General features: G+C 72.2%; 20 protein-coding genes and 1 riboswitch. Of the genes, 7 read left to right on the top strand and 13 right to left on the bottom strand.

Translation table 11 applies throughout. From position 1 onward, the window contains the following. Nucleotides 1-7: 7 nt before the first annotated feature. From cobI to H293_RS0129220, 10 genes are all read right to left on the bottom strand, one after another. Entirely contained in the window at nt 8-760 is a 753-nt protein-coding gene (gene cobI, locus H293_RS0129265) for a precorrin-2 C(20)-methyltransferase (RefSeq protein ID WP_020121379.1), read from the bottom strand. After that, on the bottom strand, nt 757-2,229 hold the full coding sequence (locus H293_RS0129260; protein ID WP_028808294.1) for a cobyrinate a,c-diamide synthase: 1,473 nt from the start codon (nt 2,227-2,229) through the stop codon (nt 757-759). The genes cobI and H293_RS0129260 overlap by 4 nt, the downstream gene beginning before the upstream one ends. Beyond that, nucleotides 2,229-2,828 carry a cob(I)yrinic acid a,c-diamide adenosyltransferase gene (cobO, locus tag H293_RS0129255; protein WP_020121377.1) on the bottom strand — a complete coding sequence of 200 codons (600 nt, stop codon included), beginning with the start codon at nt 2,826-2,828 and terminating at the stop codon, nt 2,229-2,231. Before cobO ends, H293_RS0129260 begins: the two co-directional genes overlap by 1 nt. Next, nucleotides 2,828-4,849, bottom strand: a complete 2,022-nt coding sequence (locus tag H293_RS0129250) for a putative cobaltochelatase (RefSeq protein ID WP_020121376.1) — start codon at nt 4,847-4,849, stop codon at nt 2,828-2,830. The genes cobO and H293_RS0129250 overlap by 1 nt, the downstream gene beginning before the upstream one ends. Beyond that, the gene (cobN, locus tag H293_RS0129245; RefSeq protein ID WP_028808293.1) at nt 4,846-8,502 is read right to left on the bottom strand and encodes a cobaltochelatase subunit CobN; all 3,657 of its coding nucleotides are present in this window, start codon (nt 8,500-8,502) and stop codon (nt 4,846-4,848) included. Before cobN ends, H293_RS0129250 begins: the two co-directional genes overlap by 4 nt. Next, on the bottom strand, nt 8,499-9,992 hold the full coding sequence (locus H293_RS0129240) for a cobyric acid synthase (protein WP_020121374.1): 1,494 nt from the start codon (nt 9,990-9,992) through the stop codon (nt 8,499-8,501). Before H293_RS0129240 ends, cobN begins: the two co-directional genes overlap by 4 nt. Next, the gene (locus H293_RS0129235) at nt 9,989-10,930 is read right to left on the bottom strand and encodes a cobalamin biosynthesis protein (protein WP_020121373.1); all 942 of its coding nucleotides are present in this window, start codon (nt 10,928-10,930) and stop codon (nt 9,989-9,991) included. Before H293_RS0129235 ends, H293_RS0129240 begins: the two co-directional genes overlap by 4 nt. Before the next feature lie 101 nt (nt 10,931-11,031). After that, a riboswitch (cobalamin riboswitch) is annotated at nt 11,032-11,171 on the bottom strand. Nucleotides 11,172-11,301: 130 nt separating this feature from the next. Then, the gene (locus H293_RS0129230) at nt 11,302-11,523 is read right to left on the bottom strand and encodes a hypothetical protein (RefSeq protein WP_020121372.1); all 222 of its coding nucleotides are present in this window, start codon (nt 11,521-11,523) and stop codon (nt 11,302-11,304) included. A gap of 29 nt (nt 11,524-11,552) precedes the next feature. Beyond that, the gene (locus H293_RS0129225) at nt 11,553-12,791 is read right to left on the bottom strand and encodes an inorganic phosphate transporter (RefSeq protein ID WP_020121371.1); all 1,239 of its coding nucleotides are present in this window, start codon (nt 12,789-12,791) and stop codon (nt 11,553-11,555) included. Nucleotides 12,792-12,944: 153 nt separating this feature from the next. Next, entirely contained in the window at nt 12,945-13,664 is a 720-nt protein-coding gene (locus H293_RS0129220) for a lysozyme (protein WP_020121370.1), read from the bottom strand. Nucleotides 13,665-13,835: 171 nt separating this feature from the next. On the opposite strand from H293_RS0129220, the gene H293_RS0129215 reads away from it, so the two are divergent. From H293_RS0129215 to H293_RS0129205, 3 genes are all read left to right on the top strand, one after another. After that, the gene (locus tag H293_RS0129215) at nt 13,836-14,531 is read left to right on the top strand and encodes a class II aldolase/adducin family protein (RefSeq protein WP_020121369.1); all 696 of its coding nucleotides are present in this window, start codon (nt 13,836-13,838) and stop codon (nt 14,529-14,531) included. A 330-nt stretch (nt 14,532-14,861) separates the two neighbouring features. Further along, nucleotides 14,862-16,061: an alpha/beta hydrolase gene (locus H293_RS0129210; protein WP_020121368.1), complete on the top strand. Its 1,200-nt coding sequence runs from the start codon at nt 14,862-14,864 to the stop codon at nt 16,059-16,061. A 157-nt stretch (nt 16,062-16,218) separates the two neighbouring features. Beyond that, on the top strand, nt 16,219-17,619 hold the full coding sequence (locus H293_RS0129205; protein WP_199790208.1) for a hypothetical protein: 1,401 nt from the start codon (nt 16,219-16,221) through the stop codon (nt 17,617-17,619). A 7-nt stretch (nt 17,620-17,626) separates the two neighbouring features. On the opposite strand, the gene H293_RS0129200 is transcribed toward H293_RS0129205, so the two are convergent. Together H293_RS0129200 and ypfJ are read right to left on the bottom strand one after the other, a co-directional pair. Continuing rightward, nucleotides 17,627-18,040, bottom strand: coding sequence for a VOC family protein (locus H293_RS0129200; RefSeq protein WP_020121366.1), 414 nt, complete (start codon nt 18,038-18,040; stop codon nt 17,627-17,629). Between the two features lie 94 nt (nt 18,041-18,134). After that, nucleotides 18,135-19,025 carry a KPN_02809 family neutral zinc metallopeptidase gene (gene ypfJ, locus H293_RS0129195; RefSeq protein WP_020121365.1) on the bottom strand — a complete coding sequence of 297 codons (891 nt, stop codon included), beginning with the start codon at nt 19,023-19,025 and terminating at the stop codon, nt 18,135-18,137. Nucleotides 19,026-19,291: 266 nt separating this feature from the next. Between ypfJ and H293_RS0129190 the strand changes: the two genes are divergently transcribed. From H293_RS0129190 to H293_RS0129175, 3 genes are all read left to right on the top strand, one after another. Then, entirely contained in the window at nt 19,292-20,890 is a 1,599-nt protein-coding gene (locus H293_RS0129190; protein WP_020121364.1) for an ABC-F family ATP-binding cassette domain-containing protein, read from the top strand. 353 nt (nt 20,891-21,243) lie between these two features. Beyond that, nucleotides 21,244-21,465 (top strand): helix-turn-helix domain-containing protein, encoded by a 222-nt coding sequence (locus H293_RS0129180; protein ID WP_004002281.1) that lies wholly within the window; start codon nt 21,244-21,246, stop codon nt 21,463-21,465. 130 nt (nt 21,466-21,595) lie between these two features. Continuing rightward, nucleotides 21,596-22,408 (top strand): enoyl-CoA hydratase/isomerase family protein, encoded by an 813-nt coding sequence (locus tag H293_RS0129175; RefSeq protein ID WP_020121362.1) that lies wholly within the window; start codon nt 21,596-21,598, stop codon nt 22,406-22,408. Between the two features lie 22 nt (nt 22,409-22,430). Here H293_RS0129175 and H293_RS0129170 read toward each other — a convergent pair whose 3' ends face one another. Continuing rightward, entirely contained in the window at nt 22,431-23,147 is a 717-nt protein-coding gene (locus H293_RS0129170; RefSeq protein WP_020121361.1) for a hypothetical protein, read from the bottom strand. 85 nt (nt 23,148-23,232) lie between these two features. Between H293_RS0129170 and H293_RS0129165 the strand changes: the two genes are divergently transcribed. Continuing rightward, a complete protein-coding gene (locus tag H293_RS0129165; RefSeq protein WP_020121360.1) occupies nt 23,233-23,697 on the top strand; it encodes an Asp23/Gls24 family envelope stress response protein in 465 nt (154 codons plus the stop codon). Nucleotides 23,698-23,721: the final 24 nt, after the last annotated feature.

Below are 23,721 nucleotides of genomic sequence, written 5' to 3'. Positions count from 1 at the left end.
GAGGGGGTCACAACTTGCCACCCCGGGTGCCGTCCCGCCGCGCGGGCGCGATCAGGGTGGAGAGATACGGCAACGGAGCCCCGTCGAGCTCGGCGGCGGGCCGGATGGACTCGGCCTCAAGACCCAGGGCCGATCCCCATACGGCGTCCCCGAGCCGCCCGGTCTCCCTGAGCACCTCGGCCACCTCCGCGGCCTGCCGCCCGAACTTGTAGGCGACGACGGTCCCGGGCCCGTTGAGCGCGTCCTTGAGCACGGCCGAACCGGCGGTGACGGGCACCAGGGTGAGCGGCTCGGTGCCCTCGGTCAGCACGGCCCCGGAACGCGCGGCGAGATCCTGCATGGCGGTGATGCCGGGCACCGTCTCGACGACGACCCCGGGCACGAGCTCGCCGATGGTGTGGGCGAGGTAGGTGAAGGTGGAGTAGACGTTGGGATCGCCGATGGTGGCGAAGGCGACGGACCCGTGGGCCCGCAGCAGCTCGGCGACCCGCTCCCCGGCGGCGTCCCAGGCGGCCTCGCGCCGGCTGTGGTCACTGCGCTCGTTGAGGGCGAAGACGACCCGGAGGACCTTCTCCTGCGGCACGTAGTGCAGCACGGTGGCCTCGGCCCGCCCCGGCTCTCCGCCGTCTTTTCCATCAGGCGCAGCCATGACCGGTACGACGACCACGTCGGCGGCGCGCAGGGCGTTGACGCCCTTGACGGTCACCAGCTCCGGATCCCCGGGCCCGACCCCGACCCCGATCAACCTGCTGCTGCTCATGACGTTCGGCACCTCTCCACGAACCGACGGGCGACACCGGGCTGCGAGGCCCAGTGCGTGTGCAGATAACTCGCGTGCACACCGCGCTGTACAAACCCTTCGAGCCGCCGCCGGGGCACCCGCACACCCCAGGCCGCGGCGTCTCCCGCCCCCGGCTCCACCACGGTCCGGTGGAACTCGTGCCCCCGCATCCGCGTCCCGGCGACGGCGAGCGAACTGTCACTGACGGCGACGGCGTCGCGATACCCCAGGGTGAGCGCCTCCTCCATCCGGGCCGAGGCGTCGAGCACCCCGCACATCGGCTGCCCGTCGAGCTCACGGCACAGATAGAGCAGCCCGGCACACTCGGCGGCGACGGGAGCGCCGGTCTCCGCGAGGGCGGAGACGGCCTTGCGGAGCGGTTCGTTGGCGGAGAGTTCGGCGGCGTAGACCTCGGGGAAACCACCTCCGATGACCAACCCGCATGTCCCGTCCGGCAGTTGCTCATCCCGCAGGGGGTCGAAGACGATGACCTCGGCTCCGGCGGCGGTGAGCAGTTCGCTGTGCTCCGCGTAGGAGAAGGTGAAGGCAGGACCACCGGCGACGGCGACTCGTACCGGCCCGTCGGAAGTCGGGTGCGGCTGAGTGGGGGCTGGTCGCGCAGTTCCCCGCGCCCCCGGGAGCGGAGTCGAAGGGGCGGCAGCCCCTGGGGATGGGACGGGTAGGGGCGGCGGGGGCGAAGAACCCAGCACCTCAGCAGCATCCCAAGCCGCACACGACAACGCCCCGGCCCCCCGAGCAAGCCCCATCAGCCCCTCGAGATCACACCCGACCCGCACCTGCTCCGCCATCGCCGCGACCGCGTCCACCGCATCTGCCCGCCGCTCAGCGACCGGCACCAACCCCAGATGCCGGGACGGCGTGTCCACCTGGGCCACCCGCCGCAGCACCCCGAACACGGGCACCCCGGCCGACTCCAACGCCTCCCGCAGAAGCTCCTCATGCCGATCGGAGGCGACCTTGTTGAGGATCACGCCCCCCACCCGCACCTCGGGGTCCCACGACGCGAACCCGTGCACCAGCGCGGCCACCGACCGCGACTGCGACGAGGCATCGACGACCAGCACCACCGGCGCCCGCAGCAGCTTCGCCACATGAGCCGTGGACGCCAGCTCCCCTTCCCCCGCGGCCCCGTCGAACATCCCCATCACGCCCTCGACGACGGCGATGTCACACCCCCGCGCCCCGTGCAGGAACAGCGGAGCCACCAGCTCGGGACCGCACAGGTAAGCGTCGAGATTCCGCCCCACCCGCCCGCTCGCGAGCGCGTGATACCCGGGATCGATGTAGTCAGGGCCCACCTTGTGCGGAGACACGGCGAGCCCCCGCGCGGCGAACGCGGCCATCAACCCCGTGGCGACGGTGGTCTTCCCGCTGCCGGACGACGGCGCGGCGACGACCAGCCGGGGGACGGAGACGGACGAGGACATCACCACTCGATACCCCGCTGCCCCTTCTGCCCGGCGTCCATCGGGTGCTTCACCTTGGACATGTCGGTCACGAGATCGGCGAAGTCGACCAGCTTTTCCGGGGCGTTCCGCCCGGTGATCACCACGTGCTGGGTCCCGGGCCGCTCCCGCAGCACATCGAGAACCTCGTCCGTGTCCACCCACCCCCAGTGCATCGGGTACGCGAACTCGTCGAGCACGTACAGCCTGTACGTCTCGGCGGCGAGATCCCGCTTGACCTGCTCCCAGCCCTCCCGGGCCTTCTCCTCGTTGTCCATCTGGGCATCACGCTGGACCCAGGACCAGCCCTCGCCCATCTTGTGCCAGTCGACGGAGCCGCCCTCCCCGGACGCCCCGAGCACCCGCAGCGCGTTCTCCTCGCCGACCTTCCACTTCGCCGACTTGACGAACTGGAACACCCCGATGGGCCACCCCTGGTTCCAGGCCCGCAGAGCGAGCCCGAAAGCCGCGGTGGACTTCCCCTTCCCGACCCCCGTGTGCACGACGACCAGCGGCCGGTTCCGCCGCTGTCGCGTCGTCAGCCCGTCCTCCGGCACCACACTCGGCTGTCCCTGCGGCATTACGCGGCCCTCCTCTGTACGTCCTTCACCAGTCCGGCGATCGAGTCGGCCCGCAACTCGTCCAGCGTCACCGCGGTACCGCCCAGTTCACCGGCGAGCTGCCCGGCCAGCCCCAGCCGCACGGGCCCCGACTCACAGTCCACGACGACCGAGGCGACACCCCCCGCGGCGAACAGCCGGGCCGCCCGTCCCGCGAGGGCGACCGGCTCGGGCCCGCCGGTGGCCCGGCCGTCCGTCACCACCACGACCAGCGCCCGCCGGGCGGGGTCCCGCAGCCGTTCCACGCGCAGCACCTCGTGCGCCCGCAGCAGCCCGGCCGCGAGCGGGGTACGCCCGCCCGTCGGCAGTGTCTCCAGGCGGGCCGCCGCGGCATCCACGGACGACGTGGGAGGCAACGCGACCTCGGCCGCCGACCCCCGGAAGGTCACCAGCCCCACCTTGTCCCGCCGCTGATACGCGTCGAGGAGCAGAGACAGCACGGCCCCCTTCACCGCGCTCATCCGCTGCCGCGCCGCCATCGACCCCGAGGCGTCGACGACGAACAGCACGAGGTTCCCCTCGCGCCCCTCACGCGTCGCCTGCCGCAGATCGTCACGCCGGACCACGAGACCGGGCCCCGACCGCCCCCGCGCCCGCTGATGGGGCGCGGCCGCCTGCACGGTGGCCGCCAGGTGCAGCTTGGTCAGCGCCCCCCGGGGCCGCCGCGCACCGGTCGTGCGCCCGTGCTCGGTCCGCGCCCGGGACCGCCGCCCGGCGGCGCCGTCCCCGAGCCCGGGAACGCTGAGCACCTTGGTGCGGAACGGCTCGGAAGCCCGTGCGGCGGCCTGCTCCCCGGAACCGGCCCCGGACGCCTGCGGCTCACCGCCGTCCCCGGCCTCCGGCTGCGCACCGGAACCCCCGTCGGCCTGCGGCCCGTCGTCCTGCGGCCCGGACGGTGGCTGCCCGCCACCCCCACCGGGCCCGTCCGGATCCGGCTCGTCATCGTTCCCTGAGTCGCCCGAGTCCCCGGAGCCGCTGAACTCCTCCAAGGTCTCGTCGAGCTTGTCCTCGTCGAGTCCCGGCGCGTCAAAGGGGTTACGGCGCCTGCGGTGCGGCAGCGCGAGCAGCGCGGCCTGCCGGACGTCCTCGGCGAGTACCTCGGTCCGCCCGGCCCACGCGGCCAGTGCGGTCGCCGTCCGCGCCATCACGATGTCGGCCCGCATGCCGTCCACCTCGAACGCGGCACAGGTCGCCGCGATCTGCCGGAGCGCCCCGTCGCCCAGCCGCACCGACGGCAGCAACTCCCGTGCGGCGACGATCCGTTGCCGTACGGCGGCCTCCTCGTCGGCCCAGCGCGTCGCGAAACCCGCCGGATCGTCGTCGTACGCGAGCCGCCGCCGCACAACCTCCACCCGCTGGTCCGGCTCCCGCGAGGCCGCGACCTCGACGGTCAGACCGAACCGGTCGAGCAACTGCGGCCGCAGCTCGCCCTCTTCGGGGTTCATGGTGCCGACCAGCAGGAACTTCGAGGCGTGCCGTACCGAGACGCCCTCGCGTTCGACGTACGACGCCCCCATCGCGGCGGCGTCGAGCAGCAGGTCGACGAGGTGGTCGTGGAGGAGGTTGACCTCGTCGACGTAGAGGATCCCGCGGTGCGCGTCGGCGAGGAGCCCCGGCTCGAAGGCCTTCACGCCCTCCGCGAGCGCCCGCTCGATGTCCAGGGCGCCGACCAGCCGGTCCTCGGAGGCGCCGACGGGGAGTTCGACCATGCGCGCGGGCCGCGTCGCGCCGTTGCCGGCCTCGTGCGGGCCGTCCGGGCAGGACGGGTCCGGCGCGGCGGGGTCACAGGAGAAACGGCAGCCGGGGACGACCGCGACCTCGGGCAGCAGCGCCGAAAGCGCGCGCACCGCCGTCGACTTGGCGGTGCCCTTCTCGCCGCGCACCAGCACGCCGCCGACCGCCGGTGAGACGGCGTTCAGCAGCAGCGCGAGCCGCAGGTCGTCCTGGCCGACGACGGCCGTGAACGGAAACGGGGTACTCACTTCTCGTCACCCTCCAAGTCGCCCTCGAGCTCCAGGTACGTGGCCCGCAGCCGCTCCAGCGTCTCCGCGTCCGGCTCGGCCCACAGCCCACGGTCGGCGGCCTCCAGGAGCCGTTCCGTGATGCCCCGCAGCGCCCAGGGGTTGGACTTCTTCATGAAGTCCCGGTTCTCCGCGTCGAAGACGTACTCCGCGCTGAGCTTCTCGTACATCCAGTCGTCGACCACGCCCGCCGTGGCGTCGTAGCCGAAGAGGTAGTCGACGGTCGCCGCCATCTCGAAGGCGCCCTTGTAGCCGTGCCGCCGCATGGCCGCCATCCAGCGCGGGTTGACGACCCGGGCCCGGAAGACCCGGTGGGTCTCCTCGCCGAGCGTCCTCGTCTTCACCTGGTCGGGCGTGGCCGAATCGCCCACGTACGCCTCGGGGTTGGCGCCCGTGAGGTGGCGGACCATGGCGACCATGCCGCCGTGGTACTGGAAGTAGTCGTCGGCGTCGACCAGGTCGTGCTCACGGGTGTCGACGTTCTTCGCGGCCACGTTGATCCGCTTGAACGCCGTCTCCATGTCCCCGCGTGCCGCCCGCCCGTCGAGCCCGCGCCCGTAGGCGTAACCGCCCCACACCGCGTACACCTCGGCCAGGTCGGCGTCCGAACGCCAGTTGCGGGCGTCGATCAGCGGCAGCAGCCCGGCACCGTACGCCCCCGGCTTGGACCCGAAGATCCGGGCGGTCGCGCGCCGCCGGTCACCGTGCTCGACGGTGTCCTCGTCGGCGTGCGCCTTCACGAAGTTGCGGTCGGCCGGCTCGTCCAGCTCGGCCACCTTGCGGACGGCGTCGTCGATCAGCCCGACCACGTGCGGGAACGCGTCCCGGAAGAACCCGGAGATCCGGACGGTCACGTCGATGCGGGGCCGCCCGAGCTCCTCCAGGCCGATCACCTCGAAGCCGGTGACCCGCCGCGAGGCGTCGTCCCACACCGGGCGGCAGCCAAGCAGCGCCAGGATCTCGGCGATGTCGTCGCCCTGGGTGCGCATGGCCGACGTGCCCCAGACCGTCAGCCCCACGGACTTCGGGTACTCACCCGTGTCCTGGAGGTACCGCTGCACCAGCGAGTCGGCGAGCGACTGCCCGACCTCCCAACTCAGCCTGGACGGAATGGCCTTGGGGTCGACGGAGTAGAAGTTCCGGCCGGTCGGCAGAACGTTGACGAGTCCGCGGGTCGGGGATCCGGAGGGCCCGGCCGGGACGTAACCGCCGTCCAGGGCCTTGAGGATGTGCCCGATCTCGTCGGTCGTGCGGGCCAGCCTCGGCACGACCTCGTCGCAGGCGAACTCCAACACGGCGACGGCGTCGGCGAGTTCGGTGCCGAGGACGTCACGGACGAGACCGGGGACGGCCGCCGCGTCCCAGGACACGGCCTCCATGCCTTCCGCGACCCGCCGGCACAGCTGCTCCAGCAGGTCGATCGCGTCGGCGGCCGTCCGCGCGGGGCCCTCGACGAGGTCGGAGAGCTCCACCGGCACCTTCACCGGCGCCCCCGGCTCGGCGAGCAACTCCTTCTCCACCAGTCCGAAATGGGCGGCGAAGGCGGCCCGCAGTCCCGGCAGGGCGTTGGCCTGCCCGCCCCACACCTGCGAGGCGCGCAGCACGGCCAGCACCAGATTGACCCGGGCCTCGTCGACCGGACCGCCGCCGAGGATGTGCAGCCCGTCCCGGATCTGCACGTCCTTGATCTCGCACAGGTAGCCGTCGATGTGCATGACGAACTCGTCGAACGTCTCGTCGTCCGGCTGCTCGTCGACATGCAGGTCGTGGTGCAGCTCGGCCGCCTTGACCAGCGTCCAGATCTGGGCGCGCACGGCCGGGGCCTTGGTCGGGTCCAGGTCGGAGACGAGCGCGTACTCGTCGAGCAGCTGCTCCAGCTTGGCGAGGTCGCCGTAGGTGTCGGCCCGGGCCATCGGCGGCACCAGGTGGTCGACGACCGTGGCGTGTCCGCGCCGCTTGGCCTGGGTGCCCTCGCCGGGGTCGTTGACGATGAACGGGTAGATCAGCGGCAGCTCACCGAGCACCGCGTCCGGCGCGCAGCCCCCGCTCAGACCGAGCCCCTTGCCCGGCAGCCACTCCATCGTGCCGTGCTTGCCCATGTGGACGACGGCGTCGGCGCCGAAAGAACGGTCCAGCCACCGGTACGCGGCCATGTAGTGGTGCGACGGCGGCATGTCCGGGTCGTGGTAGATCGCGATCGGGTTCTCCCCGAAGCCGCGCGGCGGCTGGATCATCACCACGACGTTCCCGAACTGGAGGGAGGCCAGCACGATGTCGTCACCGTCGACGTACAGCGAACCCGGCGGCTCGCCCCACGCGTCCAGCATGCCCTGCCGCAGCTCCGGGTCCAGCCGGTCGAACCACGCCCGGTAGTCGGCGAGCGGCACGCGCGCGGGGGCGGAGGCCAACTGGTCCTCGGTCAGCCACTCGACGTCGTGCCCGCCGGCCTCGATGAGCCGGTGGATCAACTCGTCGCCGTTGTCGGGGTACCCCTCCACGGCGTAACCGGCGTCCCTGAGCGCGTCCAGCACCCGCACCGCCGAGGCGGGCGTGTCGAGGCCCACCGCGTTGCCGACCCGCGAGTGCTTGGTCGGATACGCGGTGAAGACCAGCGCGAGCTTCTTCTCGGCGTTCGGCTTGTGCCGCAACTTCGCGTGCCGTACGGCGATCCCGGCGACCCGCGCGGCCCGCTCCGGGTCGGCCACGTACACCGGGACGTCGTCGGGGCCCTGCTCCTTGAAGGAGAACGGCACGGTGATCAGCCGTCCGTCGAACTCCGGGATCGCGACCTGCATGGCCGCGTCCATGGGGGAGAGGGCCGCGTCGGACTCGTCCCAGGCGGCCCTGGACGTCGTGAGGCAGAGCCCCTGCAGCACGGGCACGTCGAGGTCGGCCAGCGCCCCGATGTCCCAGGCCTCCTCGTCCCCGCCGGCCGAGGCCTGCGAGGCGTGGGTGCCGCCGGCGGCGAGGACGGTGGCGACGAGGGCGTCGGCCCCGGCGAGGATCTCGTAGAGCCCGGCGTCGGCTCCGCGCAACGAACCGCAGTACACGGGAAGGGCGTTGGCGCCCTTCGCCTCGATCGCCTCGCACAGGGTGTCCACGAAGGCGGTGTTGCCGCTGAGTTCATGGGCCCGGTAGAAGAGCACACCGACGGTCGGCCGGCCGCTCTCCCGCGCACAGGAGCCATGGACGCCGTACTCCGGCATCTTCCGCGGCTCGACGAACCCCTCGCCGGTCAGCAGCACGGTGTCGGAGAGGAACCGGGCGAGTTCCTCCAGGTTCTCGGGCCCGCCCTCGACGAGGTACTTCAGCGCCTCCGCGACCACACCCGCGGGCACGGACGACTCGGCCATCAACTCCGCGTCCGGCACGGTCTCGCCGCCGAGCAGCACGGTCGGGACACCGGAAGCCCTCAGCGCGGCGAGCCCGTCCTCCCAGGCCCGCTTGCCGCCGAGCAGCCGTACGACGGCGATGTCCGCGCCCTCGATCAGCGCGGGCAGCTCCCGCGCGACATCGACACGGGTCGGGTTGCCGATCCGGTACGAGGCACCGGAAGCGGCCCGGGCCGCCAACAGGTCGGTGTCGGCGGTGGACAACAACAACACTGTGCTCATGCGGGCGCTCCCGGTGGAATGAAAGGCAGTCCTTGTGGCGCGCCGGACTCGATGAGCCGCCACAGCGCGTCCGTGTCCGCGTGCTGTTCGATCAGGTCGCCGAGCCGGTCGAGCTGCTCCTCGCGCAGCGCGGCGAACGAGGTGTCGGGGGCCGGTACGAACCGGCGGCCCGCGGCGGCCGCCACCTCCCGCAGGAAGGCCCGCCGGAAGCCGTCCGACTCCAGCGAACCGTGCCAGTGCGTGCCCCAGGTCCGGCCGACCCGGCAGCCGTCCAGGAAGGCTTCTCCGCCTTGGACTTCAGCGACCCCGTGATGGATCTCGTACCCCTCGACCTGCTCCCCGAGGGCTTCCCCCACCGGCCGGGTGAGGGTCTTCTCGCGGGCGAACCGCACCCGCACGGGAAGGACCCCGAGCCCCTCGACGTGCCCCTGCCGGCTCTCCACCTCGTCCTCGATGTGCTCGCCGAGGATCTGGAAGCCGCCGCAGATGCCGAGGACCGGCCGCCCTTCCGCGGCCCTTCGGACGAGGGCGCGGGCGAGCCCACGCTCGTGCAACCAGTCCAGCGCGCGGACGGTCCCCCGGGTCCCCGGAACGATGACGAGGTCGGCGTCGGCCAGTTCCTCCGGCCGGTCCACGAACCGCACGACGACACCGGGTTCGGCGGCGAGCGCGTCGACATCGGTGAAGTTCGACATGAGCGGAATCGCGCACACGGCCACCCGCAGCACGTCCTCGCCCACCGGGGCGGAGGCCCGGGAGTTCCGGACCCCCATCCCGTCCTCCTCGTCGATCCCGAGTCCGTGCCGGAAGGGCAGAACGCCGTAGGTGTGCCGCCCGGTGAGTCCGTGGAGCATGTCGAGCCCGGGTTCGAGCAGTGAGACGTCCCCCCGGAACTTGTTGACGAGGAACCCGGCGACGAGCGCCTGATCCTCGGGGCTGAGCAGCGCGACGGTCCCGAAGAACGAGGCGAAGACCCCACCGCGGTCGATGTCACCGACGACAAGCACCGGAATGCGGGCATTGCGGGCGATGCCCATGTTGACGATGTCGGTCCGCCGCAGGTTGATCTCGGCCGGGCTGCCGGCCCCCTCACAGATCACCGCGTCATACGTGCCCCGCAACTCGGCGAGACAGTCGAGCACGGTCCCGAGGAGCTTCTGCTGCCGCCCCCCGTGATACCCACGAGCGCTCAGCTCGCCCACGGGCTTCCCGAGCAGCACGACCTGGCTGCTCTGTTCGCCACCGGGCTTGAGCAGCACGGGATTCATCAGCGCGGTCGGCTCGACCCGGCAGGCCTGCGCCTGCATGGCCTGCGCGCGCCCGATCTCCGCGCCCTCCTTCGTCACGAACGAGTTGAGGGACATGTTCTGCGCCTTGAACGGCGCGACCTTCACCCCCTGCCGCACCAGCCACCGGCAGATCCCGGCGGTGACGACACTCTTGCCGGCGTCGGAGGTGGTGCCGGCGACGAGAAGACCCCCGCCACTCATGCCGTACGCCCCTTCACGAAGGCCCGCGCGGCGACACCGACGCCGAGCGCGAGCAGTCCGACGCGCCGCGACAGCCGTACCGCGCGCTCGATGTCGTAGGTGGCGACGGCGCGCCCCTCCTGATGCAGCACCGGCCGGTGCTCGACCCGCCCCGCGTACGAGAGGGTCCCCCCGAGCCGGACGCCCAGCGCCCCCGCGAACGAGGCCTCCACGGGCCCGGCGTTGGGACTCGGATGCCGGTGCGCGTCCTCGCGCCAGGCCCGCACGGCACCCCGGGGACGGTCACCGGCCAGGGCGGCGAGTACGGCGGTCAGCCGCGCCCCCGGCCACCCGGCGAGGTCGTCGAGCCGGGCCGAGGCCCACCCGAAGCGCCTGTACCGGGGCGACTTGTGCCCCACCATGGCGTCCAGCGTGTTCACGGCCCGGAACCCGAGCAGCCCCGGCACCCCGCCGACGGCACCCCACACGAGTGCCCCCACGACGGCGTCGGAGGTGTTCTCGGCGACGGACTCCACCACCGCCCGGGCGATCCCGTCGGCATCGAGAGCCTGCGGATCCCGCCCGCACAGATGAGGCAGCCGGTCCCGGGCCGCCTCGACGTCCCCGGCCTCCAGCGCCCGCCCGATGACCCGGGCCTCCCGCGCGAGTGAAGTCCCGCCCACGACGGCCCAGGTGGCGGCCGCGGTGAGCGCGACGGAAGCGGTACGGGACGGACGTACGACGTGCTCCGCGACGGCCCCGAGCCCCAGGGCACCCCCCACGCACACGGCGGTGTGCAGCGCGCCCCACCCGCGGTGGTCCCGCCACAGCACCCGCTCCACGGCACCGGCGGCCCGCCCGAACGCGGCGACCGGGTGCCCACGACGTGGGTCACCGAGCAGAAGGTCACCGATCAGACCGGCGGCGGCGCCGTACGCGAAAACGCGATCGGCACGCATCGGGTCAGCCGATCGCGGGGTCGTTCAAGTGCCTGGTACTGCTGGTCGATCGGCAGGCGAGCATCGCGTCATGTCCTCACTCAGGGTGTCCGCGCCCTGGTTCGACGAGTCCGGCGGCGAGAGTTCCTGGCTCCCGGGGGTGTCTACCCCGGTGACAGTGGCGGGACCGCGCCGGATTCGCACCGGCTTCCTCTCCTGCCGCCGTATATGGCTCCGGCAGTCCACCACGGGCCTTCGAGACCCGTCAACTTGCTGTTGACCTGCGGCGGGGGAGTGTGCAGAACCCCACACCGCCGGTCATGGAAGACGGCCGGGCGGGCACGGAACCTGCAGTTCCGTGCCCGCCCGGCCGTCGAGTGACGCGAGTGACGTCAGGCCACGATCAGATAGATCCCGTACGCCACCGCCGCCGCGCACGCCGCGAAGCAGGCGTAGGCGCCGGTGACCGCGAGAGCGGCCGAGTCGCCCTGGGCGGTGGCCCGTTCCTGGCGGGACAGGCCCATGATGCCGAGGGTGAACAGGGCCACGAGGCCCACGGTGACGACGAGGCTGACGCCGAAGACGGAGCCGAGTGCTTCCCAGTCGATCTTCATGGTGAGGCTGCTTCCTTAGTGCTGCGGGCTCAGACGGCGGCCGGCGGGGCGGCCGGTTCCGTCGTGACGGGCGGGGCCGGGATCGTGGCGGTGAGGTCCTCGGTCACCGCCCCCGTGGGCGGCGGGGTCACGGCGGCGATCGCCGTGGTCACCACACCGGCGGGCTCGTCGGTCTCGTTGACGTTCGACGCGTCCACGACCTCGCGCCGCGAGATCTTCCAGATCGCCGCGCTGGAGGCGACGAGGAAGAGCGCCACGACCGCCGTACCCCAGTCGCCGAGGTTCGTGACCGACTCGGCCAGGGCGCCCACCAGGGCCGCCGCCGGGAGCGTCAGGCCCCAGGCGACGAGCATCCGGGTGGCCGTCGACCAGCGGACGACCCCGCCCTTGCGGCCGAGGCCCGCGCCCATCACCGAACCGGAGACGGCGTGCGTGGTGGAGAGGGAGAAGCCGAGGTGGGACGAGGCCAGGATGACCGTGGCCGCGCTGGTCTGGGCGGCGAAGCCCTGCTGCGGCTGGAGTTCGGTCAGGCCCTTGCCCATGGTGCGGATGATGCGCCAGCCGCCGAGGTAGGTGCCGAGCGCGATGGCGAGACCCGCGGAGAGGATGACCCAGGTGGGCGGGTCGGAGTCGGGGGCGACGGCGCCGCCGGCGACCAGCGCGAGGGTGATGATGCCCATCGTCTTCTGCGCGTCGTTGGTGCCGTGGGCCAGCGAGACCAGTCCGGCCGAGGCGATCTGGCCGGTGCGGTAGCCCTTCGCGGCGGCCTTGCCGTCGGCCTTCTTGCCCAGCGAGTAGGAGAGCCGGGTGGCCAGCATGGCGGCGACGCCCGCGACGATCGGTGCCGCGATCGCCGGGATCAGGACCTTGGTGACGAGCGCGTCGCCATGGACCGCGCCCATGCCCGCCGAGGCGATGGTGGCGCCGATCAGACCGCCCATGAGGGCGTGCGAGGAGCTGGAGGGCAGTCCCACCAGCCAGGTCAGCAGGTTCCAGAGGATCGCGCCGACCAGGGCGGCGAAGATGACCTCGGGACGGATGCCGGTCTCGTCGACGAGACCCTTGGAGATCGTGTTGGCGACCTCCACCGAGAGGAAGGCGCCCACAAGGTTCAGCACGGCGGACATGGCCACCGCGACCTTGGGCTTGAGTGCACCGGTCGAGATGGTGGTGGCCATCGCGTTGGCGGTGTCGTGAAAACCGTTCGTGAAATCGAACGCGAGTGCGGTGACAACCACAATCGCGAGGATCAGCGAGAAGTTTTCCATTTACCCAGGCAATCGTTCGAGGTCATTGGCATGTTGAACGTAGGTAACCTGGATGAACGGAAGGTGAACTGGGGCGGGCCGCACGGTGACCGGAATCTTCGCGCTTGGCTTCGCCGAACCCCACGGCCCCCGTACGGCCCATATGTCCCACGGCTACGACCCGGCGGCGAACCTCTTCAGCTGCCGGGCCGACCCGTTGAAGAGATTCTGGTCACCCGGCAGGCTGCCGCTGTTGTCGTACTGCCAGATCGTCCAGGACGACCATCCGCCGGGCAGCGGTCCCGCGTCCGCCGAGCGGTAGCGGGCCACCCACAGCGCGTGGTCCGAGGCGAAGGCACCGCTGCCGCCCGTGCACATGTTCCACCAGTGGGCGGTCGTGTAGATGACCGGCCGGCGCCCGGTGAGCCGCCTGACCTCGTCGCTGAACGACCTGATCCAGCCGATCAGCTCCGCCTTGCTCATGCGGTAGCACTTGTACTTCTTGTCGTACGGGTTGTATTCGATGTCGAGCGCGGGCGGCAGCGTCCAGCCGTCCGCGGACCAGGCGCCGCCGTTGCGCACGAAGTACGCGGCCTGCGCCCGGCCCGACGACTTGTCCGGCAGTGCGAAGTGGTACGCCCCACGCAGAATGCCGGCGTCGCGCGCTCCCTCGTACTGCCGGCCGAAGTGCGGGTTGCGGTAGGTCGTCGACTCGGTCGCCTTGACGTAGACGAATCCGGCGCCCTCGGCCCTGGCCTTCCCCCAGTCGACGTCCTTCTGATGCGAGGACACGTCGTGCCCCCTGGGCAGACTCGCCGACGAGGCGGGCGTCCCGGCCAGGGCCATGCCTCCCACAGCGAGCGCGGCCACGGACAGGGCCAGGGCGCGGGCCATGTGTCCCCCCGGAATGGCGTCGTGCACGGCAAAGCCCAGACGCTACTGGAAGATCACCGAATTACGGTCTGTCCCCGGCCAAGGCGCACAAGAGGGGCGCCCATACGAAAAACGCGCCCCCACGAAGCTCCAGCCGGCGCCCCCCGACGCCACGACTGGCAGGATCGCGGCATGGCTGAGGAACAAGAAGTACGGACTGCCGAAGGCGGCACGAGAGGCGTACGGGCCGAGGAGGCGGACGCCTGGGGCGAGTTGGTCGACACGGCCCGCCGGACGGTCACCGAAGGACTGGTCGTCGGCACCTCCGGCAACGTCTCCGTACGCGTCGGGGACACGGTCCTGGTCACCCCGTCGGGCGTCCCCTACGACCGCCTCGCACCGGACGACGTGACGGGCGTCGACCTGGAGGGCCGTCAGATCCTGGGCACGCTGGTGCCGACGAGCGAACTGCCCATGCATCTGGCGATCTACCGCAGCACCGACGCCCGCGCGGTCGTCCACACCCACGCGGTGCACGCCACGGCCGTCTCCACGCTCGTGCCCGAACTCCCCGCGATCCACTACATGACCAGCGCCCTCGGCGGCCCCGTCCGGGTCGCCCCCTACGCCACCTACGGCACCGACGAGTTGGCGGACAACATGCTCCACGCCCTCGCCAGCCGCTCCGCCTGCCTCCTCCAGAACCACGGCACGATCACCTACGGCGACACCCTCGCCCAGGCCTACGACCGCACAGCCCAACTGGAATGGATGTGCCACCTCTGGCTGACGGCCCGCGCGGTCCCGAACCTGACCCCGAACCTCCTGACAGAGGAACAACTGGCGGAGGTGGGGGAGCGGTTGCGGGGGTACGGGCAGCGCACCTGACTGCCCCGTGACGTCGGAGGGCGGCTGCGGCCCGGCGGGGGCTGGTCGCGCAGGTCCCCGCGCCCCTAGGTGGGACAGGCGGACGCACCTTTAGCCGCGTACGGCGGGAAGGGGACGGGGTGGGGGGTGTCCGCCCGCAGCGACCGGCGTCCGTCACCGAGCACGGCTGAAGCAGCCGAGCCTGCGCTACACAAGCCCCCACCGGGCCCGCGCAGGCCGCCGCAGGCATCCAGGGGCGCGGGGAACTGCGCACAACGCCCGCCCCCACCACCCCGCACCCGAACAGCCTCCCACTGGCCCCAACCCCCATCCCCCGCGACACTGAATAGCGTGCGCACTGTCAAAGCGACGGCCGCCGCCGTCACCGCAGCCCTCACCGCCGCCGCGGCCGGAATCGTCGCTGGCCGGATCGCCAGCGACGCCGGCCTGAAGGCACCCCCGGGCCGCCCGCTGCCCGGCGAACCCCGGCTCACCGTCCACTCCACCGAGACCGGGCCGGCCGGGCACCGCATCGCGCTCACCCGCGACCTCGCCGCCCTCCGCCCCGGCACCTACGGCCTCACCGGCGACGCCTCCCACGCCGTCGTCGGCGACGTCCTCACCGCGGAACCGCACTCCGCCGACACCGTCGTCCGCCGCCTGGAACGCGTCACCCACGGCACCCTGGCCCCTGGAGACAAGGTCTGGCTCACCCCGAACGTCCACGTAGGCGACCCGAAGTCGGCCCTCGGCCTCGACCACACCGACGTCGACATCCCGGGTGAACTCGGCGTCCTCCCCGCGTGGTTCGTCCCCGGCAAGAGGGACACCTGGGTCATCGCGGTCCACGGCCTCGGCACGACCCGCGAACACGCCCTGAACATCATGGAGTTCCTGCACCGCCACCGCTTCCCGGTCCTCGCCCCCACCCTCCGCGGCGACGCCGGCGCCCCCCGCCCGCCGGACGGCCTGAACCACTTCGGCGAGACCGAGTGGCGCGACCTGGACGCGGCCATGCGCTACGCCCTCGCCAACGGCGCCCGCCAACTCGTGCTGTACGGCTGGTCCACCGGCGCCACCATGGCCCTGCGCGCCGCCGCCCACTCGGACCTGCGCGACCGCGTCAGGGGACTCGTCCTGGACTCCCCGGTCCTCAGCTGGGAGCTGACCCTGCGCGCCCTCGCCGCGGCCCGCCACACCCCCGGCGTCCTCCTCCCGCTCGCGGTGCGCGCGGCACAGGGCCGCACGGGCCTGCCCAGCGGCCACTACGGCCTGTACGCCGACCGCACCGTCCCCTACGGCGGCTCCTACGGCGGCCCCGAGGACCGGACCGACGACACGGGCCCCGACCGGCCCCCGCCGCCGACCCTGATCCTGCACGGCCCGGACGACACGATCGCCCCGTGGGACCTCTCCCGCCGTCTCGCCGCCGCCCACCCGGACCGGATCGCCCTCCACACGGTCCGCCGGGCTCCCCACGCGGCCATGTGGAACGCCGACCCGAGCGCCTACGAAGAGGCACTGCGCCGTTTCCTCACCCCCCTGATGTGACCGGCGGGCGCCCCGGTCCCAGAGGTTCCGTTTAAGCCCGTACCACTGGCCTGATCTCGGCGTATGCCCCTCCGCGCGGCCCCGGTGCCGGACCTCCCCGGTGCCCGCGCCGGCATTCCGTTTGGGTTTTCGGACCGTCAACCGGAAGACTGCACCCGTGACGTCCCGTATCCCGCGCGACTCCAGGCTTCGACTCGTCCGCCCGCGACCCCTGGCCGCCGCCCCCTCAGCTGTGAACCAACGGCGCCCACGCCGCCCCGCGCCCCGCCCCCCGGAGGGCACACCGGCCCCCGCGGAACTGGCCAGAATGGCGCGCAGAGGTCTTGCCGACGCGGCCCGCGTCGCGCACTGGGCCGACGGCGCCCTGGGCCCCGGCAGGGACGGCACGAGCTCCGACGGCAACGGCACCCTCTCCGACGAGACGGCCGCCCGCGCGGCCGGGGATCTCGGCCTGACCGCGGCTCAGGTCCGCGCGGACTGGGACACCGCCCGCCTCGCCGGCCTCGTCGAGGTGCACGGCGACGACGCCCGCCCGGGCTGGCGGCTGCGTGCCTGGGACCGTGACGACAGTGCCGTACTGCGCGGCTGGGTCGCCCTCTTCGACGCCTGGTCGCTCGCCGTCCCGGAACCCGCCGACCGCGAGCCCGCCGCCGTCGCCGAAGTCGTCTCGGCCATGCCCCAGGTCCTCTCCTTCCTCCAGCTGTCGGCCGGCCCGGTCCCCGTCGAGCAGCTCCTGGACCTCCTGGAGCAGCGCGTCACCGAACTGCGCACCGAGCGCTGCGAGATCCCCTACGGTCCGCAGCCGGAGCCCGTGGAGGTGCCCGAGACGGCCGACGCCCCCCTCGCCCCCCTCCTCGACTGGGCCCTGCGCGCCCTCGCCTGCGTCGGCGCCCTGACCTACGGCGACGGCCAGGCCACCCTGACCCCGCTCGGCAGCTGGGCGGTGTGGGTCAAGCTGGAGCAGATCTGCGTCGCCGCGCAGAGCCCGGCCGGCAACATCGAGGTCGCCGCCGAGGAGATGCTGCGCGGCTGCGCCCAGCTGCGCCCCAACGCGGCCCGCGCCGAGTACCGCGCCTGGCTCGCCGCCCGCCCCGTGGGCAGCGCCGTCACCGAGCTGCTCGGGGCCGCCCGCGGCGACGACGCCCTGCTGCGCGGCCTCGCCTTCGAGGCGCTGCGGGTGGTCGGCGCCCCCGCCGAGCCCGACGTCCGCTCCGTGGCCGATGAGCCCACCCTGCGGCCGTACGCCCTGCTGTGGCTGGCCGAGCACGACGGGATCGACCCGGAGGACGCCCACGAGGTCCTCACCCGGGAGGAGGCCACCTGGCTGTGGGTCGACACGGCTGCCGCCGTCGCGGACCATGGCGAGGCCCCCATGTTGGTGCGGCACCTGGAGTCGGCCCTCCAGCCGACCGTCCCCCAACTCCTCGACGAGGTAAGGGCCGTGGGCCACCCGCGCACCGTGCAGGTCCTGGTCGCCCTCGCCGCCGCCCACCCCGACCCGGCCCTCGCCAAGGCCGTCCGCCGCGCCGCCTTCCAGGTGCACACCGGCGGCAGCTGAAGGACGCTCAGCCCGCCGTGTCGGGGGCGTAGGTCCCGAAGCTCCACACATTGCCCTCGGCGTCCCGGGCCATGTAGTCCCGGGAGCCGTAGTCCTGGTCCGTCGGGGGCATCAGGATCTCCGCGCCGTGCTCCACTGCGCGGCGGTGGTGCGCGTCGACGTCGTCCACCACGACGTACACCCCGGCCGGGCCCGCTTCCTTCATCAGCTTGTCGTAGGCGCTGCCGGTGCCCTTGGAACCGAGCATCACCGCCCCGTTGCCCTGGACCAGCTCGGCGTGGCTCACCAGGCCGTCCTCGCCCTCGTACACCGCGAGTTCGGTGAAGCCGAAGGCCTCCGTCAGTTGTCGGATCGCCGCCTTCGCGTCGGCGTACAGCAGTGCCGGGTAGATGCTCGGACGCCCACCGCTCGTGCCTGCCATGCCGATCACTCCCTTGTGACCAGAAGTCGCGGATCCCCTCTGTCGTCCAGTTTCGCAGCGACCACTGACAACGGCCTCTCCACCGGCGTGATCCTCACCGGAAGGTGTCGCACCGCGCCATGTCGCCGGACTCGTAGCCCTGCCGGAACCAGCTCTGCCGCTGCTGCGCCGACCCGTGCGTCCACGACTCCGGTGTCACCCGCCCCTGGAACCGCTCCTGGATCCGGTCGTCGCCCACGGCCGCCGCCGCGTCCAGGCCGTCGGCGATGTCCGCGTCGGTGAGGTTCGTGATGAGCGGCCGGCCCGTCGACTCGTCCTTCGTCGTGGTCGCGTGCCGCGCCCACACCCCGGCGTAGCAGTCCGCCTGGAGCTCCACCTTCACCGAGTTGCTGTCGGCGCCGGTCCGCCCGTCCTGCGAGCGGCTCAGCGTGCCCGTCAGGTCCTGCACGTGATGGCCGTACTCGTGCGCCACCACGTACGCCTGCGCGAACGACCCGCCGCTGGCCCCGAACTTGGACCGCAGCTCGTCGAAGAAGCCGAGGTCGAGGTAGACCCGGCGGTCGCCCGGGCAGTAGAACGGGCCGACCGCCGAGGTCGCCGAGCCGCACGCCGTGCCGACCTGCTCGCTGAAGAAGAAGGTGGGGGAGCGGGTGTACGTACCGTTGCGCCGCTGGAACTCCTGGTCCCAGTAGTCCTGCACGCTGTTGACCACCGCCACCGTCCGGCAGTCGTCGCGTGTGTTCGCGTCCTGCCCGGTCCGGCAGCTCCGCTCGACCTCGGTGAGTCCGGAGGCCGTGGCCGCCGGCTGTCCGCCGCCGTCGGTGAGCCCGAGCTGGTCCGGGCCGACGCCGAGGAAGAGACCGACGAGCAGGACGATCAGCCCGCCGATGCCCCCGCCGATGGTCGCCATCCCGCCTGGGACACGGCTGCCGCGCACGTCCTGCACCTCGGAGGTGTCCAACCTGGCGTCGTCGTCGAACTGCATGGACACCGTCCTCCGCGCTCACCGGCCCCCCCGCAGGGCATTCTCGCCCGGCGGCCCCTTTCCGGCCTCGGACACGCGTCCGAACGAGGGCCGGCAAGGGAACCGACCGGATACCCGGAGGGAGACCAACCGAACACCCGAACCCAGAAAAAGTGCTTGCACGCCCCCGTTAGACTTGGCCCATGGCCATTCTCCTCGCGCATTAGACGGCGGGAACGTCCTCAGCCGCCCACCCGTCAATCCCGAATCCGCCCTGGAGTCTGTCCGTGATCTCCGCCTCCGGTATCGAGCTGCGCGCCGGCGCCCGAGTCCTCATCGAGTCCGCCACCTTCCGAGTCGCCAAGGGCGACCGCATCGGCCTGGTCGGCCGCAACGGCGCGGGGAAGACCACCCTCACCAAGTGCCTGGCCGGCGAGGGCATCCCCGCCGCCGGCCAGATCACCCGCTCCGGCGAGGTCGGCTACCTCCCTCAGGACCCCCGCACCGGCGACCTCGACGTCCTCGCCCGCGACCGCATCCTCTCCGCGCGCGGCCTGGACATCCTGCTCAAGAAGATGCGCGACAACGAACAGCGCATCGCCAACGGCCAGGGCGCCACCCGCGAGAAGGCCATGCGGCAGTACGAGCGCCAGGAGACGGAGTTCCTCACCAAGGGCGGCTATTCCGCCGAGGCCGAGGCCGCCACCATCGCCGCCGCGCTGAACCTCCCCGACCGGGTGCTGGGCCAGCCCCTGCACACCCTCTCCGGTGGTCAGCGCCGCCGTATCGAACTGGCCCGGATCCTCTTCTCCGACGCCGACACCCTGCTCCTCGACGAGCCGACCAACCACCTCGACGCCGACTCGATCATCTGGCTGCGCGACTACCTCAAGAGCTACCGCGGCGGATTCATCGTGATCTCCCACGACGTCGACCTGGTCGAGACGGTCGTCAACAAGGTGTTCTACCTGGACGCCAACCGCGCCCAGATCGACGTCTACAACATGGGCTGGAAGCTCTACCAGCAGCAGCGCGAGGCCGACGAGAAGCGCCGCAAGCGCGAGCGGCAGAACGCCGAGAAGAAGGCCGCCGCCCTGCACTCGCAGGCCGACAAGATGCGCGCCAAGGCGACCAAGACGGTCGCCGCGCAGAACATGGCCAAGCGCGCCGACCGGCTGCTCGCCGGACTCGACGCGGTGCGCCAGCAGGACAAGGTCGCCAAGCTGCGCTTCCCCGAGCCCGCGCCCTGCGGCAAGACCCCGCTGATGGCGGAGGGACTGTCGAAGTCGTACGGCTCGCTGGAGATCTTCACCGACGTCGACCTGGCCATCGACAAGGGCTCCCGCGTGGTCATCCTGGGCCTCAACGGCGCGGGCAAGACCACCCTGCTGCGGCTGCTCGCCGGGACCGAGCAGCCGGACACCGGCGCGGTCGTGCCCGGCCACGGCCTCAAGCTCGGCTACTACGCCCAGGAGCACGAGACCCTCGACCCCGAGCGCACGGTCCTGGAGAACATGCGCTCGGCGGCCCCCGACCTCGACCTCGTCGAGGTGCGCAAGACACTCGGCTCGTTCCTGTTCTCCGGCGACGACGTCGACAAGCCGGCCGGGGTCCTCTCCGGCGGCGAGAAGACCCGTCTGGCGCTCGCCACCCTGGTCGTCTCCTCGGCGAACGTCCTCCTCCTCGACGAGCCCACCAACAACCTCGACCCGGCCAGCCGCGAGGAGATCCTCGGCGCGCTGCGCACCTACAAGGGCGCGGTCGTCCTGGTCACCCACGACGAGGGCGCGGTGGAGGCGCTCCAGCCGGAGCGGATCATCCTGCTGCCGGACGGCGTCGAGGATCTGTGGGGCGCGGACTACGCGGACCTCGTCGCGCTCGCCTGACCCGTCGGTGCCGCTTGATCGAATGAGTGATCAACGGCGTATGGATCATTCGGCCCACCGGTGATCCATCATCTGTGTGAGATCTCCTCGTACCGAGGTGTGTCCTACACCGATTTCGCGGCCGAGTCCTTTATCGACAAGGGCTCGGCCGTCGTGCGTCTCTGACCTGGCCTTTCACAAAGGAACCCGTTCGGCGGTACGAACGCGCCCGGGTGGAATCCCGGATTCCGTATGTGGGGACCCGCTCCTGTCGTCAAAACCATGTCTTACGGACCTTGCCGAATGGGTGGCCATGAACGCCTGGAGGGGTGATCATGAGAGAACCAGAGCGCACTTCCCATGAGGAGGCACGGGTGGCCGAGACTCTGAAGAAGGGCAGCCGGGTAACCGGCGCCGCGCGCGACAAGCTCGCGGCAGACCTGAAGAAGAAGTACGACTCCGGTGCGAGCATTCGGGCACTGGCCGAGGAAACCGGCCGCTCGTATGGCTTCGTGCACCGGATGCTCAGCGAATCGGGCGTCACGCTTCGTGGGCGTGGCGGAGCGACGCGGGGCAAGAAGGCCGCATCGTCCTGATCCGGGCGGCCCATCGGCTTCGATGGTGGCCACCCGGTCGGTCGGCTGACTGACCGGGTGGTTACTGTGCAGTCACTTAGCTGTGCCGTCCTGCGGCACGGAGGATGACCGCACTCATCGGAGGCGCCCCATGGCGACGTCCAGCCAGGATGGCCGGGAACTCGTTCCCCTGCTCGACAAGGACGGCGTACGGCTCACCGTCGAGGACACCCTCGCCACGGTGACGCTGACCAACCCCGCCAAGCGCAACGCCCAGAGCCCCGCTCTGTGGCGCGCGCTCGCCGAGGCCGGCCGGCTGGTGCCGGGCTCCGTCCGGGTCGTGGTGCTGCGTGGCGAAGGCAAGTCCTTCTCCGCCGGACTCGACCGGCAGATGTTCACGCCGGAGGGGATCGAGGGCGAGCCGTCGTTCATCGACCTCGCCCGCAGTGGTGACGCCGAACTCGACGCCGCCATCGCCCAGTTCCAGGAGGGCTTCACCTGGTGGCGGCGCAGTGACGTCGTGTCCATCGCCGCCGTGCAGGGGCATGCCATCGGAGCGGGCTTCCAGCTGGCCCTCGCCTGTGACCTGCGTGTCGTCGCCGACGACGTGCAGTTCGCCATGCGCGAGACCAGCCTGGGCCTGGTGCCCGACCTCACCGGCACCCACCCCCTGGTGGGCCTCGTCGGCTACGCCCGGGCGCTGGAGATCTGCGCCACCGGGCGCTTCGTGACGGCCGAGGAGGCCGTGAGCACCGGCCTCGCCAACGTCGCCGTACCCCTGGACCAGCTCGACGCCGCCGTGCACGACCTGGCGGCCGCACTCCTGTCCGCCCCCCGCGACGCGGTCGTCGAGACCAAGGCGCTGCTGCGCGGCGCCCAGGACCGCACCTACGACGAGCAGCGCGGCGCCGAGCGCGCGGCCCAGACCCGACGGCTGCGGGACCTCGCCGGAGTCGGCGACTAGGACCTGTCCGGCGGACGGGACCCTAGACCGTCACGGCCGTCACCAGCACGGTCACCGTCGGCCGGTCCGCCAGCACCTCTCCCACGGCGGCGCGGACCTCCCGGGCCACGTCCAGGGCCCGGCGGTCCGCGCCCGCCGCCAGTTCGACGCGGACATGGCGGCGCGGAAGCGAGCCGTCCCCGGTCTCACGGTCCTCGATGTACACCGGCCGCCCCAGCACCCCGGTCAGCAGGCCCACCCCGGGCACCGCAAGGGCGGCGACGGCCACGAGGGTCTCCTCGCCGGGCCCCGCCTCCGCGGCACGCGGCGGCTCGGGCACCCGTACGGGGGAACGTTCGGCGTCCTCGTCCAGCAGGGCCGTCACTCGAAGATCCACCTCGTCGAGCTCCAGCCCCAGCAGCCCGGCCGCCGCCCCGGCCAGTGCGGTGCGCAGCCGCTCCGCCGCCACCGGCAGCGGCTCCGCGGGCGTGGCCTCGAACTCCGCCGCGAGCCGCAGCGGACCGGGCGGCAGCGCGCTCGGAGGCGGCGGTACGGCGGGCTCGGGCGCCTCCTCCGGACGGGCGAGCCCGAGGCGCACCGCGCCCAGCCGTACGCCCCGAAGGTCCTCGGCGGCGGCCCGCAGCACCGCCCCGGCCGCCTCCTCGGAGATCCACGCGCCGTCACGCGGTCCGCCCAGGGGCAGCAGTCTGCCCAGCCCCAGCTGATGCCGCACCGTCCGTGCCCACTGCTCCGCCGTCATTCCTCCAGCCTGCCGCATCTCCGGCGCGCGATCGCGCCACCGCGCTTACGGTGGTCGAAGGAGGACGAGTGAAAGGGGTGACGCGATGACCGACATGACACAGAGCACCGAGGTGGAGCAGCAGGCGCAACTGCGGAAGACCACCAAACGCGGCGGCGGCGACCCGGCGACCCGAGGGCGCACCACCATCGCCGACGGTGTCGTGGAGAAGATCGCCGGACTCGCGGCACGGGACGTCCTCGGCGTCCACGCCATGGGCAGCGGTCTGAGCCGCACCTTCGGGGCCGTACGCGACCGGGTGCCCGGCGGTTCGAAGTCCGCCACCCGCGGGGTCAAGGTCGAGGTCGGTGAGGTGCAGACCGCGCTCGACCTGGAGATCGTCGTCGACTACGGCGTCTCGATCTCCGACGTGGCCAAGGCCGTGCGGGAGAACGTCATCGCCGCGGTGGAGCGGATGACCGGCCTGGAGGTCGTCGAGGTCAATGTCGCGGTGAGCGATGTGAAGCTCCCCGACGAGGAGGACGAGGAGCCGGAGTCCCGACTCCAGTAGCCGCACCACACCGTGAAGGACCTT

The sequence above is a fragment of the Streptomyces canus 299MFChir4.1 genome, assembly GCF_000383615.1.
Lineage (GTDB): Bacteria > Actinomycetota > Actinomycetes > Streptomycetales > Streptomycetaceae > Streptomyces > Streptomyces canus_C.
This window is presented reverse-complemented; position numbering and strand designations above follow the sequence as displayed.

Coding starts and splice junctions, on each gene's coding strand:
- cobO (WP_020121377.1), bottom strand. CDS start 2,828: ATGCCGCAGGGACAGCCGAGTGTGGTGCCGGAGGACGGGCTGACGACG.
- H293_RS0129240 (WP_020121374.1), bottom strand. CDS start 9,992: ATGAGTGGCGGGGGTCTTCTCGTCGCCGGCACCACCTCCGACGCCGGC.
- H293_RS0129165 (WP_020121360.1), top strand. CDS start 23,233: ATGACCGACATGACACAGAGCACCGAGGTGGAGCAGCAGGCGCAACTG.
- H293_RS0129260 (WP_028808294.1), bottom strand. CDS start 2,229: ATGTCCTCGTCCGTCTCCGTCCCCCGGCTGGTCGTCGCCGCGCCGTCG.
- cobN (WP_028808293.1), bottom strand. CDS start 8,502: ATGAGCACAGTGTTGTTGTTGTCCACCGCCGACACCGACCTGTTGGCG.
- H293_RS0129175 (WP_020121362.1), top strand. CDS start 21,596: ATGGCGACGTCCAGCCAGGATGGCCGGGAACTCGTTCCCCTGCTCGAC.
- H293_RS0129215 (WP_020121369.1), top strand. CDS start 13,836: ATGGCTGAGGAACAAGAAGTACGGACTGCCGAAGGCGGCACGAGAGGC.
- H293_RS0129200 (WP_020121366.1), bottom strand. CDS start 18,040: ATGGCAGGCACGAGCGGTGGGCGTCCGAGCATCTACCCGGCACTGCTG.
- H293_RS0129225 (WP_020121371.1), bottom strand. CDS start 12,791: ATGGAAAACTTCTCGCTGATCCTCGCGATTGTGGTTGTCACCGCACTC.
- H293_RS0129235 (WP_020121373.1), bottom strand. CDS start 10,930: ATGCGTGCCGATCGCGTTTTCGCGTACGGCGCCGCCGCCGGTCTGATC.
- cobI (WP_020121379.1), bottom strand. CDS start 760: ATGAGCAGCAGCAGGTTGATCGGGGTCGGGGTCGGGCCCGGGGATCCG.
- H293_RS0129230 (WP_020121372.1), bottom strand. CDS start 11,523: ATGAAGATCGACTGGGAAGCACTCGGCTCCGTCTTCGGCGTCAGCCTC.
- ypfJ (WP_020121365.1), bottom strand. CDS start 19,025: ATGCAGTTCGACGACGACGCCAGGTTGGACACCTCCGAGGTGCAGGAC.
- H293_RS0129170 (WP_020121361.1), bottom strand. CDS start 23,147: ATGACGGCGGAGCAGTGGGCACGGACGGTGCGGCATCAGCTGGGGCTG.
- H293_RS0129220 (WP_020121370.1), bottom strand. CDS start 13,664: ATGGCCCGCGCCCTGGCCCTGTCCGTGGCCGCGCTCGCTGTGGGAGGC.